At 54.0% G+C, this 21470-nt stretch carries 15 protein-coding genes; 10 read left to right on the top strand and 5 right to left on the bottom strand.

Annotation, left to right across the window (positions count from 1 at the left end):
- Positions 1-176 precede the first annotated feature (176 nt).
- A complete protein-coding gene (locus tag AWB69_RS17745; RefSeq protein WP_156528885.1) occupies positions 177-860 on the bottom strand; it encodes an RraA family protein in 684 nt (227 codons plus the stop codon).
- Between the two features lie 663 nt (positions 861-1523).
- Between AWB69_RS17745 and AWB69_RS17740 the strand changes: the two genes are divergently transcribed.
- From AWB69_RS17740 to AWB69_RS17720, 5 genes are all read left to right on the top strand, one after another.
- Positions 1524-1907: a RidA family protein gene (locus tag AWB69_RS17740; protein ID WP_062087025.1), complete on the top strand. Its 384-nt coding sequence runs from the start codon at positions 1524-1526 to the stop codon at positions 1905-1907.
- A 138-nt stretch (positions 1908-2045) separates the two neighbouring features.
- Positions 2046-3293, top strand: coding sequence for a D-amino acid dehydrogenase (locus AWB69_RS17735; protein WP_062087023.1), 1248 nt, complete (start codon positions 2046-2048; stop codon positions 3291-3293).
- Positions 3294-3644: 351 nt separating this feature from the next.
- On the top strand, positions 3645-4232 hold the full coding sequence (locus AWB69_RS17730) for a chorismate mutase (protein ID WP_063977836.1): 588 nt from the start codon (positions 3645-3647) through the stop codon (positions 4230-4232).
- Between the two features lie 358 nt (positions 4233-4590).
- Positions 4591-6252, top strand: a complete 1662-nt coding sequence (locus AWB69_RS17725) for a GMC family oxidoreductase (RefSeq protein WP_197500269.1) — start codon at positions 4591-4593, stop codon at positions 6250-6252.
- A gap of 589 nt (positions 6253-6841) precedes the next feature.
- A complete protein-coding gene (locus AWB69_RS17720) occupies positions 6842-8338 on the top strand; it encodes a carnitine 3-dehydrogenase (RefSeq protein WP_062087017.1) in 1497 nt (498 codons plus the stop codon).
- A 338-nt stretch (positions 8339-8676) separates the two neighbouring features.
- Here AWB69_RS17720 and AWB69_RS17715 read toward each other — a convergent pair whose 3' ends face one another.
- Positions 8677-9822 (bottom strand): porin, encoded by a 1146-nt coding sequence (locus AWB69_RS17715; protein ID WP_062087015.1) that lies wholly within the window; start codon positions 9820-9822, stop codon positions 8677-8679.
- Between the two features lie 1151 nt (positions 9823-10973).
- Between AWB69_RS17715 and AWB69_RS17710 the strand changes: the two genes are divergently transcribed.
- The 4 genes from AWB69_RS17710 to AWB69_RS17695 all read left to right on the top strand — a co-directional run bounded on the left by AWB69_RS17710 (position 10974) and on the right by AWB69_RS17695 (position 16128).
- Positions 10974-12563, top strand: a complete 1590-nt coding sequence (locus AWB69_RS17710; RefSeq protein WP_062087013.1) for an ABC transporter substrate-binding protein — start codon at positions 10974-10976, stop codon at positions 12561-12563.
- Between the two features lie 94 nt (positions 12564-12657).
- Positions 12658-13665 carry an ABC transporter permease gene (locus AWB69_RS17705; protein WP_062087011.1) on the top strand — a complete coding sequence of 336 codons (1008 nt, stop codon included), beginning with the start codon at positions 12658-12660 and terminating at the stop codon, positions 13663-13665.
- 5 nt (positions 13666-13670) lie between these two features.
- A complete protein-coding gene (locus AWB69_RS17700) occupies positions 13671-14492 on the top strand; it encodes an ABC transporter permease (protein ID WP_197500268.1) in 822 nt (273 codons plus the stop codon).
- A complete protein-coding gene (locus AWB69_RS17695) occupies positions 14482-16128 on the top strand; it encodes an ABC transporter ATP-binding protein (protein WP_062087007.1) in 1647 nt (548 codons plus the stop codon). The genes AWB69_RS17700 and AWB69_RS17695 overlap by 11 nt, the downstream gene beginning before the upstream one ends.
- Before the next feature lie 242 nt (positions 16129-16370).
- Here the strand turns inward: AWB69_RS17695 and AWB69_RS17690 are convergent, their stop codons facing one another.
- From AWB69_RS17690 to AWB69_RS17680, 3 genes are all read right to left on the bottom strand, one after another.
- Positions 16371-17789, bottom strand: a complete 1419-nt coding sequence (locus AWB69_RS17690; RefSeq protein ID WP_062087005.1) for an FAD-binding oxidoreductase — start codon at positions 17787-17789, stop codon at positions 16371-16373.
- Positions 17790-18126: 337 nt separating this feature from the next.
- Positions 18127-18909, bottom strand: a complete 783-nt coding sequence (locus tag AWB69_RS17685) for an SDR family oxidoreductase (protein WP_062087003.1) — start codon at positions 18907-18909, stop codon at positions 18127-18129.
- A 223-nt stretch (positions 18910-19132) separates the two neighbouring features.
- Positions 19133-20023: a BKACE family enzyme gene (locus AWB69_RS17680; RefSeq protein ID WP_062087067.1), complete on the bottom strand. Its 891-nt coding sequence runs from the start codon at positions 20021-20023 to the stop codon at positions 19133-19135.
- A gap of 152 nt (positions 20024-20175) precedes the next feature.
- On the opposite strand from AWB69_RS17680, the gene gcvA reads away from it, so the two are divergent.
- Positions 20176-21090, top strand: coding sequence for a transcriptional regulator GcvA (gcvA, locus tag AWB69_RS17675; protein ID WP_062087001.1), 915 nt, complete (start codon positions 20176-20178; stop codon positions 21088-21090).
- The last annotated feature ends 380 nt before the right edge of the window (positions 21091-21470 follow it).

Here is a 21470-nt window from a genome sequence, read left to right as displayed (position 1 = left end):
CTCGCTAATAGAAAGTTACACAAAAAAATGGCACACGACAGCGCCCCTCGACGCTAAGCCGCGTCAGCATAGTCATCGTCGCGAAATACATGAAGTAATCCAGACGACATGACGCAATGTCCTTGTGTTCAAAACCCAGGCCGTGAGTCTAGATAGCTCTAGTACGCACAGGTTGCTCACAGAACGTGAAACTGTTCGTATGCCTCAAAAAGGCTTGCACCACCCTTCACCGCGTCCCGGAACTGATCCTCTTTCCCTGCCTTGCCGAGAGCCAGTGCCAGGATCTCGTCCGCCATGCCGGACGGCACAACAGCCACCCCATCGCGGTCGGCCACAATCACGTCGCCAGGTTCGATGCTCACGCCATCTACTTCCACGCGGATGTCGAACGCGACGACCTTCTGCCGGTTGAAACTGTCGTAGGGAGAAATGAAGCGCGAATAAACAGGAAAGCCCATTGCTTCAACCTGTGCCAGGTCCCGCACCCCGCCATCGGTCACGATCCCGGCCGCTCCCCTGCGCAGCGCCGCGGTGGTGAGCAACTCACCCCAGATGCCGGACCTCTCCGAGTTGCCCGTCGCGCAGACAACAATCTCGTCCGCCTGCAAACTATCAACCGCTTTCAACTCGAGCTCATAGGTGGCCGGATCATCATGTGCAAAATCCATCCAGAGCAGTGTCTTGGCCGCTCCGATCACAACCTTTTGAACCGTGCGCGGAATGACGCCCGGTTTCAGCGCCTGATGTCGCAGGCCCTTGCTGTCAAGAATGTCCAGAATCAGCGCTGTTCCCAGTCGATCTGCAGCCCGCTTCCAGTCCCTCATTGAAACACTCGTACCTTGTGATGTTGATTGATTCACGACGACTCTGTCCTTTTTGAATGTCTGCCCGGGAGGTGGATACCCTCATCCCTGTGGTAAGCCACGGGATACGCACCGAAGCACAGGCACTGCTTCGGCTGCAAGAATGACCCGTTCAGTAGATCAGAACCACTCCTCACCGTACAGTAGCGACCGTTTCACACCACGAAAAAATTATGCAGTCACGGAAAAGACGGATCCACGATCCACGAAGTGCAGGCCCTTCGAGTCTGACGTCCAACCGGCCGCGCACGCTCGATGCTTACTTTCTGATCATCCTGTACTTGCGGACAGTTAAGACGCGATTCAATCCGCTTCGTACGGCACTGCCCATTCATTAGCAGCCCAAATTCGCAATTTCAAAGTACCCTGCAAGCTTCGAAATAATTTCACCACACGAAACAAGGCCAAGTTCAACGTGTGGCTTGTCTCTGATAAGGTTGACAGCTCGCGCCCAGACGCTCGGCGAGCGTCGAATACGGTAGGAATTGAGCCGAACAGCAAGGCTGGTTGCAGACACAGTAAGTCGTTAGCTCCTGAAAAAGGACCTATACCCGTCCCAGGCGATCAAATCTGCCTACCTGTGCCTGACATTTCATCGCCGAGACGCTCTCCTACGGCTCCACGAATTCTGCACCTTGTCATTAACTCCGAGAAATCAACATGCGTAATATCGTCGAAACAGGTCTTACCAAAGCCGCGGCCCCTCTTGAATTGGCCGCGATAGCAAACGGCACGCTCTATGCCTGCTGCATCCCCGCTTTCCCCGATGGAACAATCGAGACCGGCAGTTTCGTCGCTCAGGTAGAACGGACGATGCTTAACCTCAAGCAAACGGTTGAAGCTGCCGGCGCCACAATGGACGACGTCACGCAGGTCCAGGTGTTCCTGACTGACCATAAGTATTTTCCTGAGTTGAACGACGCGTACGGCAAGTTCTTCAACGCGCCATATCCCGTTCGGGCAACCTTCATCGCAGGCCTGATTGTTCCGGGTGCCAACATCGAAATCCTGGCGCAAGCTGACGTTAGCGCAGTGAAAAAGTAAGAGAGGTATCGAGATCAAGCTTGAATGGTCGCCGTCTCGCTGAAATCAATCTTTAGAGTTGTAGCGACACGCCGACCTTAAACGCGGCTTTCGTGCCGCCTTAGACTGTCTTAGCAGGTACTACGTGGGGAAGCGTTGGTGAAAACGGTAATACTTGGTGGTGGGATCGTTGGAGTAACGACGGCATATTATCTTGCGAAGGCGGGCGATCAGGTCACTGTGGTCGAGCGCAATCCGGGTGTAGCCCAGGAAACCAGCTTCGCGAATGCCGGACTGATTTCGCCAGGCCATTCTTATACATGGGCGTCCCCCCAAGCGCCGAAAATCTTACTGAAGTCGCTGTTCAGCGAAGACCAGGCTTTGCGCCTTAAGCTAATACCGGACTGGCGAATGTATGCCTGGTGCTGGGAATTCCTCAAAAACTGCACGGCGGCACGCGCACATCTGAACACGTCACGCAAGGTAAGGTTATCGCGCTATTCACAAGCGCAGATCCAAAAGGTGACCGCCGATGAGCAACTCCATTACGATCGGACGTCACAAGGACTTCTCTATCTTCACCGGGACGAAGCATCGTTTGCTCGTGCGATTGATAACATGTCTGTCCTTACGGATAGCGGCCTCATTCTCCAAACGCTGAATGCAGCAGAAACCCTTGCTCGCGAGCCGGCGCTTGCGAATGCCGGTGCAAAACTTGCTGGTTCGATCTTCTGTCCGAGCGACGAAAGTGGTGACGCGCACCTCTTCACGAACGCGCTTTACGAACGTTGCTTGCTGTTAGGTGTGAAGTTCGAGTTCGACACAACGATCCAAGCCGTTTCAGCAAGCGCCGACTCGGTGGAATATGTTGAAACCTCTCGCGGTCGGTTTTCAGCGGATCGATTCGTACTAGCGATGGGATGCTATGCCCCCGCGTTCGCCAGGAAGCTGGGTTATCGGCTACCCGTATATCCGGTCAAAGGCTATTCGGTAACTTTTCCGGTCGCCGAGGGACACGAAGCTCCGATCATCGGTGGCCTTGACGAGCACAATCTCATCGCGTGGGCACGGTTCGGAAATCGCCTGCGCTTCACTGCAACTGCAGAGTTTGCTGGCTTCAATACCCAGCATCGTCCCAGTGATTTCACGCATACCCTAAAAGCCGCGCGCGACCTGCTTCCGAATGGGGCTGATTACTCGAAACCTACTTACTGGGCGGGTCTTAGACCCATGACGCCAAATGGCACGCCGATCTTAGGTCTGTCTCGTCATCGGAATCTCTTCTTCAATGTCGGGCACGGACATCTGGGGTGGACTTGGTCTTGCGGCACGGCTCGTGTGACCAGCGACTTAATGCTAGGTCGAAAGCCGGAAATCGACCTCACTGGCCTTATCTATTCGTCTTAGAAGCTGGTCAGTCTTGTTATTCGCGGCTGACTCAACGGTGCGGGCGGAAATTCATGCGTCGATGCAACAACCTGAAACCTAACATCGTCATTGACACGCCGAATCATATCGATATCAGCCCACAGCACAACCCATGATGGCTGCCTGAAAATGTGTTCGATGGAATATATGCATCGGGGTGAGCGTTAACGTAGAAAGCGCGCAAGTAATACCGTGTGCCAGAGGTTGCCCGTAACAGCAATGCTAGCTTTCCGATGGCAGCAATTCCTTATATTCGGGCCCCATTCCATCGACGCAGTTCCAGCCATGCCGCAAATATCCACTTCATAAATTCCGGCTTACAAGGACGACATGCCTGCTTTCAAACTTCCCTTCTTTAAGCGTACCTGCCGGCTGCTATCGATTGGGCTTGTGTGTGCAGCCAGCTATTCATACGGAGCGGAACCGATGCAAGACCAAGCCTTCACTCCTCTGTTCGATGCAACCGCCGGCCGATTGCAAATAGCCCGTCTGGTGGTGCTTGCCAAGTGGGACAGTCATCAAGCGATCGAAGATCCGACGCGTGAGGAAGTGGTTATCTCGACTGCGGCGAACCAAGCGGCTGCACAAGGTTTGTCTCGTGCTTTCGCGGTTCGGTTCTTCTCGGATCAGATCGAAGCGAACAAGGTCGTTCAATACGGTCTGCTTTCAAACTGGCGACGCGCGGGCAAGGCTCCCGACGAACCCAGGCCGAACCTCGTCGAAGATATCCGGCCGCGTCTCGACCGGCTGCAAGTGGACTTCATCCAGCAGTTGGTGGCAACGCAGGACCTGCGCAAAGAGAAGGACTGCCCAACGCGGATCGCCAAGGCTTCGTCGCTTTATGCAGTCGAACACCATTTGGATGCGCTCTACGTCGTTGCCTTCGATCGCGCCTTAGCACGGGTGTGCCAGGACTAGGGCGCGTCGAAGCGTCGGTATCCGTCCGGCGCTTGCCGCAGGACGGTGCAGCGGGTTCAGTCGCAATATCGAGCTGTCGCGCTAAGCCTGCACGATCTCGATGAGATGACGACTCCATTCGGTAAGCCCGTTTTTTTCAGAGCAAAACTGGCCCTGGTATCGAGACGTTGCGCGGCACTACCATTTAGGATATCGAACTGATAGTGATAGCCGAGGCACGCTTCGGTACAAGTTGCATTGCGTGCCGTTTTTCTAGGGCCTCAAGTCGTATTCGGAAACACCGTCCTCCTCCGTCTACACGATCGTCTCAGCGTTCCGCTCGCACCGTTCGAGCTAAACACTGTCTTCATGATCGAGATTGCAGGTCACTCACAGTAAAGTGACTCCGATTGGCGAAATCCGTAGGATTGTACTTCTTACATTGGTGGATAACATGAATGCAGATCGGCCCTACGACTACATCATTGTTGGCGCCGGTTCAGCCGGCTGCGTACTGGCGGCGCGACTCAGCGAAGATTCGAATATTCGGGTCGCGTTGGTCGAAGCGGGCGACCAAGATGACGCCCCGGAGATCAGCATGCCAGTCGCCTTCCCTACTCTGTTTAAAACCAAATACGATTGGGATTTCTCGACTGAACCGGAGCAGGGCCTGGGGGGACGCAGGATTTATCTGCCCCGAGGCAAAATGCTCGGTGGAAGTTCGTCGATGAATGCGATGATTTATGTTCGCGGCAACGCGGCTGATTTCGACGACTGGGCGCAGCGCGAGGCTGCACCAGGATGGTCGTACCGCGAGATGCTGCCATACTTCATCCGGTCCGAAACAAACGAGCGAGGCGCCTCTCGCTATCACGGCGACGCCGGACCGCTGGCCGTGCAGGACGGCCGCTCCATGCACCCTCTTGTAGATCACCTGATCGAAGCAGCCGTGCACGCGGGTCATAGCCCGAACGACGATTTCAACGGCGCTTCGCAACTGGGGGTCGGGCGATTTCAACTGACACAGCGCAACGGTATTCGATGCAGCACAGCATCGGCCTATCTCCATCCAGCGCTCGAGCGAAACAATCTGCACGTATTCACTGACAGTCTCGTACAGAAGGTGCAGTTTCAAGGGCTGTGCGCGACCGGTGTTTCGATTCACCGACATGGCGAGGATAGGACGCTGACTGCAGAAAAGGAAATCATCCTTTCGGCGGGCGCATATGCGTCACCGCAGATTCTAATGTTGTCCGGGATCGGGCCAGCCGATGAATTGGCTCAATTCGGCATTTCCCCCATTGTCGACCTTCCGGTTGGATCCAACTTGCAGGATCACCTGCTCCTTCCGATCAGCTATCTTACCAACGAACGATCGCTGTTCGGCGTTGGCTTGCCGGAGGACGTAGCCCTCTACCAGCAAGGCCGCGGGCCGTTGACATCCAATGTCGCGGAAGGTGGCGTATTCCTCTCAACAAGCGGAGACACGCGCGTGCCCGACTGCCAACTGGAAATGGGACCGGTGATGTTCTACGACGAAGGACTCACGGCGCCCTTCGATCACGCCTATGTCGCGACGGTGACCGTGCTGAAACCGACGAGCCGTGGAAAGGTCTCGTTGCGATCAGCGCGCCCCGATGCCAAGCCGCGAATTCACCATAACTATCTGCTCACCGAAAATGATCGTAAGACCATGGTCTGCGGTGTGCGCCGAGCGATGGAACTGCTGGGGCAGGCCTCCCTCTCCAGCCTGCGCCGCGCGCCATTCTCCGTCCCCGAATCCGACGCGTGCGACGACATCACGAAATTTATCGAGCGACGGATTGGTACGGATTTCCATCCGACGAGTTCGTGCGCGATCGGTCGCGTCGTCGACGCGAATCTCCGCGTTATTGGCACGGAAAGGCTGCGTGTGATCGATGCTTCGGTGATGCCCTCGATCGTCCGCGGCAACACTAATGCGACTGTCATCGCCATCGCAGAGAAAGCCGCGGACATCGTTCTCGGAAAGCCGGCGGCTGCAGCAGCGCAAGACTTATGAACTCTCCTATCGCTAAACGTCGGTCGATGCTATGACGAGGACGTCGCGGTTCACAGATTTATGACTCGCCCTTGCCCCGTCAGAGGTTTGAATGTCGCCGCAACGCCTTTTCCGGGCGCCAGCGCATCGATCAAAGCTACCGCGCTGGGTTTTGAGACGGATTTCTGCCTGTTGAAGGGTGTCGACATCAAGCGGCGTTCGCCGTGGCAAACCAAATCGTCCCCACTACGCGGCTTTCCAAGGAAGGCTAGTTCGACGCTCTTTGCGGCAACATTGATGCTTGTGGTCACCAGCCCGTCGAAAATTCACGAAGACTCAACTCCCATAGGGTGTCCAGGTTCGTAGCGGATCGATCAAAAATGGCCGCGAATGCGAAATATTTCTAGATTTGCGAATCTGCCTTTGATTGATCATGCCTTACACCACTCATCCGATTCGTCGAGCCCCACGGCGTCACGTCATCATTGAATCATGTTCAGCATTCCAAAATTATCTCATTTGTATTCGTAACGTCCTTCACATATCCTCTTTTCCGGTTCCGTAAGAGAGGTTTGTCACGAATTTGAGCCAACACGACTTGAGGAAAATCATGAGAAAAATTGGCAAGGCCGCCTGCATCGGCAGCGGTGTCATTGGTGGAGGATGGGTTGCACGTTTTCTATTGGCAGGTATCGACGTCAAGGTGTTTGATCCAAATCCGGAGTCGCAGCGAATAATCGAGGAGATCCTCGCTAATGCTGAGATTGCATACGCAGCGCTCACCTCGGCGCCACGTCCCAAGCGTGGCAAGCTAACTTTTACCAGCCGAATCGACGACGCCGTCCGTGATGCCGATTGGATCCAAGAGAGCGTGCCCGAACGTCTTGATGTAAAACGTCCCGTGCTAGAGGAAATCAATGCGGCGGCGAAACCTGACGCTTTGATCGGATCCTCTACGTCCGGTCTTTTGCCGACAGATCTTCAGCGCGGCATGAAGCACCCCGAACGGATGTTCGTCGCCCATCCTTACAACCCGGTCTATCTGCTCCCGTTAGTGGAAATTGTAGGCGGCGACCAAACCTCTGCGAAGACAGTCGAGGAAGCAATAGATAAGCTCTCGTCCATCGGCATGAAAGGTGTCCATATAGCGAAGGAGATTGAAGCGTTCGTCGGCGATCGTTTGCTGGAAGCGATTTGGCGTGAAGCGTTGTGGCTCATCAAAGACGATATCTGTACGGTAGAGGTCTTGGACGACGTGATCCGGTACTCGTTTGGCTTGCGTTGGGCTCAAATGGGCCTTTTCCAGACTTATCGTATTGCTGGCGGTGAAGCAGGCATGCGCCACTTCCTTGCTCAGTTCGGCCCCAGTCTCACCTGGCCCTGGTCAAAACTCACGAATAACGTAGATCTCAACGACACACTTATCGAGAAAATCGCTCATCAATCAGACGACCAGGCCAAAGGCATGTCGATCCGAGAACTCGAACGATTGCGTGACGAAAATCTGGTTGGAATTCTTCAAACGCTGAAATGCTCTAACGCTGGCAAAGGGTGGGGCGCCGGCAAGCTACTCAAGGATTTTGAAAAAACGCTGTGGGACAACAGTTGCGATGATAAAGCAACATCCGATAGCAATTTGCCCCTTCGTCTAGTCGAAACAAAAGTCAACCCGACATGGGTAGACTACAACGGGCATATGACGGAACACCGTTACCTGCAGGTGTTTGGCGATACCACTGACGCACTGCTGCGATTGGTCGGTGTTGACCTTGCCTATGTCGATGCGGGACAGAGCTACTACACGGTCGAAACCCATATCCGCCATCTCGGCGAAGCAAAGCTCGGTACCGCAATCCACTCGACATGCCAGGTGCTTGCAGCAGATCAGAAGCGCCTGCACGTGTTTCACAGAATCTTTCTCACCGACACGGGCGAGGAGATTGCCACAGCGGAACAGATGCTTCTACACGTGGACTCAAAGATCGGCAAGGCGGTTCCAGCTCCGCCGGCGATACTAGCAAAGATTGACAATATCTTGGCAAATCACCGGAAGTTGCCGTTGCCAGATGCAATGGGCCGGTCGGTGGGGCAGCCCAAAAGTTCGTAGATTGTTCCTTTCACTGACGCCTTTCATTTCCGCTCAAATGGCAGGCGTCATCTATTATCGAGATTCGCCAACACAGTTGCTACAAAAAAAACCGGCCCGAATCCAACGGACCGGCACAACATTCCGACCCGAAAACTTCCGGACGGTGGCATGCTCCCCTCGTGCGAAAGAAGCAAACCTGGACATTCCGAGACCGAATCTCCGCACGCACCCCACTTGCTTTGATGCCGGCGGGGAGATCTGAACATCCGCGCTTCGTACCTGCAAGCCTCCACCGCCGTAGCGACGACCAACCTACCTGGATGGGTCGAAGCTTAGCGGCATTGCAAGGTCTGGATTCAAAATTTATGCAACATCGCTACTCGATATGTCATCTGGTTTCCATTCGATGAAATGCCCGACGATCCGACGATATTTGCGTTATCAAATTGCGTACCCGTGTCACCATTGACGTGCTGGTATGCACTCTGAATGTATACCGATGTCCGTTTGCTAAGATCGTAATTGAGCATCAGCGCCACCTGTTGCCACTTGGGTGATGAACGCCCCGCCGTTGTCGTTACGTGCTCCAGCGTGTACGTATAATCAGCCGCGAGCCAGAGGTCTGGCTTGAAAAACCACTGACCGCTAATATCGAAATTGTCGAATTTCCACGACTTCTGCGAACCGGGGGTCGGCTGCACAGTAAAATACGCATTGCTCGTCGGGTTGTAGACATCGACGTGAGAATAGGCAAACGCCAATTGAGCCTTGTTTTCAAAAGTATACGAGACCCCCGCATCAATATTCTGCTGCGACGACCCCGTGAACACCTGGGTAGCACTGGAGACGGCACCGGTCGTATTTGCCCCCCCGTTGTTCATCTTCATATACGCAAGCGCCGCAGAGAAACCACCCATCTGATAGGAGCCTGCAGCACTGTAAACGCGGTTTGTGGCGAACCCGCCGGCAGCATTGCTAAAGCCGTATAGAGCTTCCCCTGTAAGTCCGCTAACTGTCGGCGACACATACTTGACCGAATTCTGGATTCGGAAATCGTAGTCAGAATTGTCGTTATCAAAGGGATGAGCTGCGAAATCACCGATGTTGTTGCCTGCCCCCGTGAAACCGCTCCACATGTCAATGGTTGGGTCGTACTGACGACCCATTGTGAGAGTGCCAAATTTCGCAGAGGAAAGGCCTACGTACGCCTGCCGGCCGAACGCTAACCCACCCTGGCCCAGTGCCCCGGTGTTCGCATTGAAGCCACTTTCCAATCGGAAAATCGCAGAGAGCTCCCCACCAAGGTCCTCCGTACCCTTCAGGCCCCAGCGGGCGCCCGCGACGTCGCCGTCGAGCATCTGATACCCGCGGTTTCCCTGCGCGTTATTTGTGAAGTTAAAACCCTCGTCAATAGTGCCGTAAAGGGTAACGGTATTCTGAGCATGACTTACTCCGCTCAGGAGAAGTGCGGGAATTCCCACGAACAGCAAACCTTTTTTCATAGCTTCCTAACTCCTCTTTCGAATTGACAAATTGATCTCCCAACCTTCCACAACAACGAAACCTTGCTAATTTACGAATCTGAACGGGGCAAGCCATCCTGCAACCTGGACCCATATTTCCAATACGATCGCCAGCTATTTGACGGTCGTTTTCAATATATTTTGTATACCTAACCAAATATCCATCAGCTTATTCAATGGAATCACCTATGGATCAATACTTCTGCGTATCAACTGAAGGCAATCGTCCAATACCCTCAATTTATGCGCTGAAAGAAGACCCGATTCATCGCCACAAACCGGCCATGCTCATGAGCACGACGAGCTGATTCATTGCCGTATCGAACGATCCCCTGACTATAGAAACGAACCCGATTTAATTCTTAGATAAATTAGTTTTTCTAAGTTATAAGAATCACATCCAGCACCAAATCTAACTTCACCCTCGATGTCCTCTCAGGCACGCACGTCGAATGGACGAACGGTAGCAGATGCAAAGTTGTCAAAAAATGACCCACTGTTTCGCCACATGAAAATATGTCAGATGACTGACAGTGCTCTTCGGAACCAGACAGCATCAATTCGCACACGAGCCCCGAAGCTGATTGGCGCGTCGGCATCGCTCATCGGAACGTGTACCTGCCGACTCCCGGGAAACTACCAACTGCCATGATTTCGAGAAAAAACAACGAATTTAGCGCTGGAATTCGCTCGCCGTTGTCGTCCGCCTCCGACGTCTGATTCTTAATGCAGCTCGTTAGCCATCCCGCCGGAGCCAACATTTCGTCGCGATTTATGCTTCACCAACAATTCAGTTCGAACCGATGGTCGGGTTTTCAGGGAGGCATTTTTTCGCGAGACGAAACAGCGACTTCTACCCCCGGAAAAATGGCTCTGATCTACTGACCTCGTTCACACGGCAGAAACGAATCACCGCGTTTTCTGAGCAGTCCACGACGTGCCATCCACTTTCGTTGCCAAGTAGAGGCCAAGGCCCGCCATGGAGACCATCAGCACAAAGGTACTGAAGCAATCGCCCGGCTAGTCTTTCGAAACTCCAGATGTAGTCGTATTGAACGCTCAATCGGGAAAGCTCGTAAGCCAGCTCTCGATGTAAGTCCAAAATCAACGTCGGCAAAGAGGAAACTTCAATGAATAATGCTGTAGATGACACCACTCAAGACTCAACCACGACGACTTTGAGCAGAAGAGAATTCCTCAAGCTGGCTGCCGCCGCGGGAATGGTCGGCTTGGTTGGCGAAGGTCTGCTTGGCAGTTCCGCGTTTGCACAGGTGCCCAAAAAAGGAGGACATCTCAAACTCGGATTGGGAGGCGGAGCGACCACCGACAGTCAGGATCCGGCTACCTTCATTTCGCAGGTTAGCTTGGTAAATTCTCGAATTTGGGGCGATACGCTAGTAGAGGTTGATCCACTGAAGGGAACTGCAGTCCCTTCCCTTGCGGAATCGTGGACCAACACGCCGGATGCGAAGACGTGGACTTTCAAGATCAGGAAGGGAGTCCATTTCCACAACGGCAAGGAGCTAACCGTTGACGATTGCCTGGCAACCCTTAAACGCCACTCCGACGAGAAGTCTGCCTCAACGGCGCTGAGCGTCATGAAGATGATGGGCAGCATCGGTAAACAGGGCGATACACTCGTTATCACACTCCCTTCAGGAAACGCCGAGTTGCCGCTGCTACTTTCAGACTGGCGTCTTGTCATGCAACCAAACGGAGGCTACGACAATCCGGCGTCCGGCGTAGGAACTGGTCCGTATAAGCTGACGTCGTGGGCAGCAGGCGTAAGGTCTACTTACGAAAAGAACACAAATGACTGGCGCAGCGATCGTGGACACGTTCAGTCCGTAGAACTCCTGGTTATGAACGATGCCACCGCACGCATCGCGGCGTTGACTTCAGGCCAGGTGCACTTCATAAATCTGATTAATCCCAAAACGATCGACCTGCTTAAGAGATCGCCCAACGTTCAGATCCTTTCGACTCCGGGGAGGGCTCACTACACCTTCCCGATGCATTGCGACACCGCGCCCTTCAATAACAATGATCTGCGAATGGCGCTCAAATACGCGATTAATCGTGAGGAGATGGTCCGGAAAGTCCTTGGTGGATACGGCAAGGTCGGCAACGATTTCCCGATCAATAATACCTATGCCCTATTCCCCGAAGGGATCGAGCAACGCACCTACGATCCGGACAAAGCCAAGTTCTATTACAAAAAATCCGGTTATAGCGGCTCCATTGTTCTGCACACCGCTGAAATTGCATTCCCCGGAGCGGTTGACGCTGCGGTACTTTTCCAGGAAAGCGCGAAGAAAGCCGGAATCAGCATTGACGTTAAACGCGACCCAGACGATGGTTTCTGGAACAACGTATGGCTGAAGGTGCCGTTTTGCCAGTGTTTTTGGACCGGACGGCCTACTCAGGACCAGATGTACTCGCTCGTCTACCAATCCGGAGCAACATGGAACGAATCCAGGTTCGTTCGTCCGGATTTCGACCAGTTACTTCTCGAGGCGAGGGCCGAGTTAAACGAGGAGAAGCGAAAAGACATGTATCGCAGCATGGCAATGATGGTTCGGGACGATGGGGGGGAAATTCTGCCGATGTTCAACAATTACCTGAACGCGGCGACCAAGGAAGTCAAAGGCTACGTGCACGACATTGGACTAGATATGTCCAGCGGCTACGTCGCGAGCCGCGTTTGGCTAAACACCTGAGTGTTCGGGGCAGTCATCTAAATGCATAAGACAGCCGGAACCGTAGATGTACCGTGCGGTTCCGACCTACTAGTCTGTGAGTGAAACGTTCCACATGTCGAAATATATAGAGACCTGCAGCAAACCAGAGCGGGGACTGCTTGTGCGTTTCCCGTTGCTGCTGTTGATACTGAAGCGGCTCGTCTTGAGCGTCGTCCTGTTACTCTCCGTTTCCTTCCTTATCTTCGGCGGCATCGCTGCTTTGCCCGGCGACTTCGCCAGCACCTATCTTGGCCAGTCCGCGACACCCCAAGCTGTCGCCAACATCCGACAGGAACTGGGTCTGGACCGGCCAGTCACCACGCGGTACTTCGAATGGCTCAGTCACGCATCCAGGGGCGACTTCGGCACGTCATGGGCAAGCAAGAGTTCAATCAGCGAGCAAATAAAAAACCGTCTCGGTAATTCGCTTTTCCTCGCCGGATTTGCCGCAATCATCTCTGTACCTCTAGCTGTAAGCTTAGGTATGTTGTCGGTACATTTCCGCAACCGCCTTCCTGACAAGTTGATAAACATAGTGTCTCTCGGAGCAATCTCTCTTCCGGAATTTTTTATAGGCTATCTGCTGATTCTCTGCTTTTCGGTAAAGTTGGGGGTCGCCCCCTATCCGGCCACCGTCTACGATGGGATGGACTTCTTTAGCAAAGTAAAGGCCACAGCCCTCCCGACCTTTTCACTCGTGCTGGTGGTCCTGGCGCACATGATGCGTATGACGCGGGCAGCGATTCTTTCGGTTATGTCGTCCGCGTATATGGAGACCGCTGAACTCAAAGGCATCGGGGCTTTCCGCGCAATCATCAAGCATGCGGCTCCAAATGCCATTGCGCCAATCGTTAATGTCGTCGCCCTGAATCTTGCGTATCTCGTCGTTGGCGTTGTCGTTATCGAGGTCGTTTTTGTCTACCCAGGAATGGGACAGTATATGGTCGATGCTGTAACCGTTCGAGACATGCCGGTCGTTCAAGCTTGCGGACTCGTCTTTGCCACGCTCTACATCTCACTAAACATGATTACGGATATTATCGCGATCATTTCGAATCCACGACTGAGGCACCCACGATGAGGAGATTGAAACGGATTCCCCTCACCGCATGGATCGGCATCGTCGGGATTTTCGCCGTTGTTGTTTGCGCCTCGCTCGCACCGTGGATTGCCCCGTATTCCGAGACACAGATGGTTGGCAATGTCTGGGCTCCGGCAGACTCGCATTATCTGCTAGGCCTCGACAATCTCGGCCGGGATATTTTTTCACGGCTGATCTTTGGAGCGCGCACAACTTTGTTTGTCGCTCTGAGTGCGACTGTCATATCGTTCTCACTCGGGATTCTTCTTAGCTTCACCGCTGCGGTTTCCGGCGGCATTGTGGACACCCTGCTCTCACGTCTTAACGATCTGATGATGTCGGTTCCAACGCTCATTTTCGCACTCGTCGTTCTCGCCGCTTTACCGCAGAACCTGATCGTACTGATCCTTGTGATGGCCGTACTTGACTCCACCCGTGTCTATCGTCTGGGTCGCGCAGTTGCGCTAGATATTACCGTGATGGAATTTGTCGAAGCTGCAAAACTCCGAGGTGAAGGTAGGATGTGGATCGTATTCCGTGAGCTTCTTCCGAACACATTGTCTCCCCTACTATCCGAGTTTGGATTGCGCTTCGCCTTCGCGATTCTCTTCCTATCAAGTCTTTCATTCCTGGGCTTGGGCATACAGCCGCCTACGGCCGATTGGGGAGGAATGGTGAAGGACAATAAGGATGGGATCATATTTGGCGTATCGGCAGCCCTCGTACCCGGAGCAGCCATTGCCGCTCTGGCCGTCTGTGTGAATCTGGTAGTCGACTGGCTTTTGAAACGAACGAGCAGTCTAAAGGGAGGACGTGGTGACGCGTGAGCTTCTATCTGTCCGCGACCTGAGAGTCGAGGCGACAGTCTATACGCCAGGTGGGTTGCACAAGCGTGTAACCATCGTAGACGACGTTTCCTTTACGCTAAAAAAAGGTAAAGTGCTTGGGCTTATCGGCGAATCTGGCGCCGGGAAATCGACGATCGGTCTTTCCGCGCTCGGCTACGGTCGCGGCGGCGCAGCAATAACCGGAGGAGAAGTTCTCCTGGATGGCAAAAACATCCTCGCTCTCGGAAAACGTGGAATTCGAGAGATTCGAGGAGCACGTGTCTGCTACGTGGCACAATCAGCGGCCGCAGCCTTCAACCCCGCTCACCGCCTCGGTGACCAGGTGATCGAAGCCGCAATCAAACATGGACTAATGTCCAAGAAGGAAGCAAGGGCCCGTGCGCTCTATCTTTTCCAGGTACTAGGTCTGCCAGATCCGGGCGCGTTCGGTGGCCGCTATCCTCACCAGGTCTCCGGCGGTCAACTCCAGCGCGCCATGACGGCCATGGCACTGTGCTCCAACCCCGAGCTCATTGTCTTCGACGAGCCCACAACAGCACTCGACGTTACAACACAGATCGACGTGCTCGCCGCAATTAAGCGCGCGATAGAAGAAACGCAAACAGCAGCCCTTTACATTACTCACGATCTGGCGGTAGTTGCACAGATCTCCGACGACATCCTGGTACTTCGCAATGGCAAGAAAGTAGAATACGGCACTGCCCAGCAGATCATTTCGGCGCCACGCGAAGCGTATACCAAAGCGCTCGTCAATGTCCGACAGGCTAAATGCGAGGAAGCGGCTGATCAGACAAATCCGCTGTTGAAGGTCATCAACGTAAGCGCCGGCTACCCTCAATCGAAGGTGTTGTTTGATGTATCGCTTCAAGTGCCGAGGGGACAGACGCTAGCGATTGTTGGCGAATCCGGCTCGGGAAAATCAACCCTTGCTCGTGTGATCACCGGCCTGTTACCGCCGCTGCAAGGCTCCATATCCTTCGACGGTAGTACATTGCCGCCACGTTTGAATGCGCGTACGAAAGATGACCTGCGCCGCATCCAGCTGATCTATCAAATGGCAGATACCGCGATGAATCCGCGGCAAACCGTTGGCGAGATCATTGGCCGGCCACTAACTTTTTACCATGGGTTGGGCGGTACCGCGAAAACGGGGCGCATTAACGAACTCCTTGAACAGATCGAGATGAGCAACGGCTTCATTGACCGTTATCCGGCAGAACTTTCCGGCGGCCAGAAACAGCGCGTCGCCATTGCCCGGGCACTTGCCGCAAACCCCGAACTTATCGTTTGCGATGAACCAACGTCTGCGCTTGACCCCCTTGTCGCCGAAGGAATTCTCAGCCTGCTGATGCGACTGAAAGATGAAATACAGCTTTCCTATATTTTTATAACTCATGACATAGCGATCGTCCGTGCCATCGCGGACAGTGTCGCTGTAATGCACCGGGGGAAAGTCGTCCGCTTTGGGTCCAAGTCGCATGTGCTATCTCCCCCCTTTGACGACTATACCGATCTATTGCTGAGGTCCGTGCCAGAAATGGAGGTGGGATGGTTGGAGCGCACACTTGGGATACGGGATGAAGTCACCGGGGATAAAGTCGCCGCGCCGCACTAAGCGGATCAACAGGATGGCAAAGTGTGTGACGCAGCTTGGCGTCGACAGTCGTGGCTTCAACGCAGACCACGACTGTGGAGCAGCATCGGCAGGGACGATGACAGGACGCTGACTCATTTCCCACAGCCTCAAAGTTCTGGGGTCCACTAATCTTTGCGTGGCGGCGTATGCTATGGGAGACGGATAGGGGACCGCTGTCCCCTACGCCAACATTCGCATCCTGAATCGCATCGCTTGATCGTTCAACAGCCGGCCACCCGGTTACGCCGCGGTTCGCTTTTCACCGTAGTCAGGACACGGCCCGGATTAAGAATATTAGCGGGATCGAGAGTACGTTTCAGCAAGCGCATTAATTCGAGTTCCGGCGCCGATCTGCTTAACTCAAGATACGGAAGTTTCAGTACGCCAATTCCATGTTCGGCGGAAACGCTCGCCCCGAATGCAGCAACTGTCCGATACACAATCGAGACAGCTTCAGCTTGATCGTCATCGTCCGTTGGATATACCGCCAGGTGCAGGTTGCTATCTGCCAAGTGGCCAAACACCACGAGAGTGGCGTGCGGTCGGTTCGTGTGGAGCGCACCTCGCAGAGTTTCGATTGCCTCATCCATGCGATCAAGTGGCAGACTGACGTCGAAATGCTGCCCCTTTGGCATAAAGCGGTCGAATTCGTAGTTTGCCTCTCGATAATCCCAGAACCGCTTCCGATCGTGTAGTGACTGTGCTATCACGGCGTCCTCGATCAACCCCGCGTCCAGAAGCTCCGCCAGGGCTTCAGCGAATACCTCTCGCGCCCAATCGTCCTCCCCCAACGCCGCCTCAACCAGTACGGTGATTTCGGGATCTCCTGCAAACGGCTTCGACAACCCGTCCATTCGCGAAGCGAGATCCATGTATTCCTTCCACATTGCCTCGAAGGCGATAAGCCTTCCTGGAAAACGTCGGTCCAGAGTTCGCAGAGTCGCTAACGCAGAGTCGACTGACACGCATGCACAAAGAGCGGTCTGTGGCCCCGCTGGGCGCTCTTGCAGTGCTAGTGAGACGCGGGTCACTACCCCGAGGGTTCCCTCACTACCGATCAGCAATTGCGTCCAATCATAGCCGGCATTGTTCTTCAACATTCTGTTAAGACATGTGACGGTCGTACCGTCGGGCAAGACAGCCTCCAATCCCAGGACATTCCGACGCGTCATTCCGTAACGCATAACGTGAATTCCACCCGCGTTGGTAGCTACGTTGCCGCCAATTGTGCAACTTCCCCGGGCACCCAAATCAACTCCGTAAAACAACCCGGCTGCTTCGGCCGCCTCGTGCACGGCAAAAAGCGGAGTACCTGCACGAACAATCATCGTTCGGCTCGCGATGTCGACATCCTCCACGACATTGAGACGCTCCAGGGATAGCGCGATCTCCCCGGCCATCGGCTGTGCACCTCCAGCCAAACCCGTCATCCCGCCCTGTATGACCAAAGGCTGACGAATCAATTGGCAAAACTGCAGAACTTGCGACACCTCCTGGGTATCACCTGGAAGGACTACAGCCCGGGGGACCACCGGAGGAATTTCAGCGGCGTCGGCACAATTGCGCGGGGAAATATCGCTGCCCACGCGGAGATGATCTTCGCCAACGATGCTGCGGAGTTTGGCGATTACATTCGTCACTATGATAGTTCCTCGACCCGAGGGAGACGCTACGGCGCAACGCCGCACTCCACTCACATGATTCAATGACGCCTCCTATCTACGAAGAGCTTTCGATCTCGCGCAACGGCACCTGGTCTGGCGGTGTGGAAAATACCTTCACGAATTGTTCGCGCTATCTCTTCGCTACATCCCCAACCGGTATCAGGATCGTTGCCATGCAAAGGATCGAATTTTTCGGTATTACGATTTCTTCGATCGGAAAGTTCAAGGAGCAGGGCAAAACGAAGACCTCCGGAAGCTCGGCATCGATCTTCCTGGCACGTGCATCTCTTGCACTGAAACAAGCCGAACGACGTTACTCATCCCAACCCATATACCCACTGACGCTTATGAGTTCGCCCGTAATTCGAGCACCCTCCGGCGATGCAAGGAAGAAAGCTGCGTCAGCTACCTCCGCAGGCTCCGTCCGCTCACCCAGTGCGACATAGCGCAAAAACTCTTGTTCAATCTCCGACTCGTCTCTGCCCTCCCTCTCTGCACGTGCCGCGATGATCCCGTTCATCCGGGAGTTATTCATTATTCCGGGAAGGAGCGCGTTACACCGTATTCCGTACCGTCCCAGCTCTCGCGCTGCGTTAAGGGTTAGACCTTCAAGGGCGAACTTAGACGCGATGTACGCGGTTCGCATGGGCAAGCGAGTCCGGGTTGATGCAGTCGAAATATTGACGATCGCCCCACCGCCACTTTGCTTCATGCTGGAAATTGCATACTGCATGCAGATCAACGCTCCTCCGACATTTACCCGGAACGTCTGAATCCAGTCTTGATAGGCTATAGATTCCAAGGCCTCTCGTGGACCTGCAACTCCGACATTGTTGACCAAAACCCCAATGCCTCCCATCCACTCGTTTGCCTCTGCAAACAGACGCTCTACATCGGTAGGATCGCCAACGTCAGCAAGCGTTCCGCGCATATCAGGATGCTCTAACAGCATTTGCTCAAGAGGAGCAGCACGGTTGTCACACACATGAACAGCGTAACCGCTCTTGTAGAATCGCGTTGCAATGGCCGCCCCTATACCATCAGCGCCGCCGGTGACGATAACGGAACCAGCGATTGTCGATTCGCTTGAACTCACGGGTGTGCTCCTAAAAAGAGAATTGCTCCAAGAATCGTCCAGAAGCTATTATTTCGAAATTGGGTTAGCGTGCGACACGTCAGTGCAACAATGCCGTAAAGACGCAATCGAAGTCTAGGAGAGGGAGTTTCGTATAGCGGAAATTCACGGCAATATCGAGTACTTTCCAAACTGCGATATGGGTATGCCCGATATCGCACTCGACTGAGCGGTCAATGCGGGACTAAATGATGTTCCCAGAAGGGCGCAACCCAAGCTTCTTCCGGGTCTCTGCCGGTCCGATTACCTTCGATCCAATGGCCTCAATGATTGACACCGCTCGCTCCACTAATTGCTCATTGTTCGCCAGCGTCCCCTTGTCGAGGTAAAGATTGTCTTCCAGGCCTACTCGCACATTTCCTCCCATCAATACCGACTGGGCAACCATAGGAATTTGCAAGCGACCAATTCCGAATGCGGACCACGTCGCGCCCAGGGGCAAAGCGTCCCGAAGCGCTTTCATTGCATCGGGCGTCGCCGGAGCACCGTACTTGATCCCCAGGCAAAGCTGAAAATGAGGGTGCAAATCGATAAGGCCTTCACTGATGAGTTGCTTCGCCAACTCTATGTGACCAAGTTCGAACACCTCGATTTCTGGCTTTACTCCCATGCGCTGCATGACTCCCGCCATCCGGCGAAGATAGCTAGGTGTCGTTGCGTAAATGATGTCATCGAAGTTCAACGACCCGCAGTCCAGGGAACCGATCTCCGGGCGCAACTGAGCTATGTGAGTTATACGCTCGTCGGGACCAACAACATCGGTATCCGCACCAAAGACAAAGGGATCTTCCACGCCTAACACCAGATCACCACCGTTTCCACCGGTCAGATTGATGATAACGTCGCTGTTTCGTTCGCGAATTCGTTCGACGACCTCTCTGAAGAGAGCTGTGTTACGACTATTTTTCTTTGTTTCGGGGTCGCGAGCATGAATATGCACGATCGACGCGCCTGCTTCGGCCGCCGCCAACGCCGCGTCGGCAATCTCGGCTGGCGTAACCGGAACGTTCGGATTTCGATTGACCGTATCGCCAGATCCCGTAACAGCACATGTGACAAAAACTTCTGGATTAATTTTCATAAACCGCTCCAAAGACACTCCTACGCCCACCCGTTGATGGACACGATGACCGACAAAAAGGTACGGGATGTCCCGATTCGAAACAATTGATATTTCGTATAACATATGAACTCAATTCAACAATCCATCCGGTTCTGAACACACCTATGTCTTCGTCGCCCGGCATCCTCCCTCCGCTTCATGCGTTGCGTGCGTTTGAAGCCGTGGGTAGGCTAGGTGCCGTGAAAGATGCAGCGCTTGAGCTTTTCGTGACGCAGTCAGCAATCAGTCATCAATTGCGGCAATTGGAAACGACATTAGGCGTTAAGCTTTTCGAGCGACGTGGGCGCTCGCTCGCCCTGACATCAGCGGGTCGCGAATATTTCTCAGCAGTCGTACAAGCCTTGGCACTGATCCGGGATCGCACCACATCTCTCATCAACAATCGAGAGCGGGATACCGTAACCGTCAGTACATTACCTTCGTTCGGCATCAACTGGCTAATCCCAAGACTCGCCCTTTTCAGAACAAAGCGGCCCGGCATCAATGTTCACCTCAAGTATTTCATAATGGGTGATGCCCCCCCCAATGATGCCGCGGATCTACGAGTGCGCTACGGAGACGGAAATTGGCTCGGCTACGAATGCAGGAAGCTTCTACAGACATCCTTGGTTGTTGTTTGTAATCCTAACTATATAAAAGGGGAAAAACCGATACAAAACGCCGAAGATTTAAGAAAATTTGTTCTAATCCACGACGAGAACTTAAACTATTGGAGGACATGGTTCCGCGAGATGGACGTCGAGAATGAATATCTTGGCGCCGAACTCATATTTCAAGACCAGCATATGGTGATCTCGGCCGCACTGGCCGGCCAAGGAATTGCCCTATGCCGATCTGCGTTGATTGCGCCTGACATCGCCGAGGGAAGGCTAATCAAACTTTTTGATCACACCATTGACGAAGAGAATAGCTATTACCTATGCTGGCGGGACGATTTCCCTCTCTCTCCAGCGGCGAAGCTGTTTCGGGACTGGCTGCTGGAAAGCGCCCTCTTCACGTTTCAGGCGGATCGCCAATAGACCTGAACGACCCACCCTTCGCGCGCGGTTTGCAAGAATGCATGCCTGGCCAAAATCAGGATATCCAGCCTACACCCAGGGCGAACAGAAAGACTGGCTACCTGGCGCAATGTCGTCCATGCCGGGAAAATCTGCAGCGCTCCCCGGTCAACTCGCAACCATCTGTACGGGTCGAGTAATGTCTTTAAACAAGAACTGAATCGGTGCGCAGCATCGCACGACCAATCTCTGGCGGAAAAATGTGCCAGACGCCGTCATCGTGCCTAAAGAAAAAGAGCGCAACCGGACCCTCTGGCCTGGAAACCTCAACGCGTACGTAACGCCCCCTGCGCGCGCTACTGAAACGGGTTATCCGAATCGGCGCCGCCCTATTCGGCGGT

This window comes from Caballeronia udeis (genome assembly GCF_001544555.2).
Classification (GTDB): domain Bacteria; phylum Pseudomonadota; class Gammaproteobacteria; order Burkholderiales; family Burkholderiaceae; genus Caballeronia; species Caballeronia udeis.
This window is presented reverse-complemented; position numbering and strand designations above follow the sequence as displayed.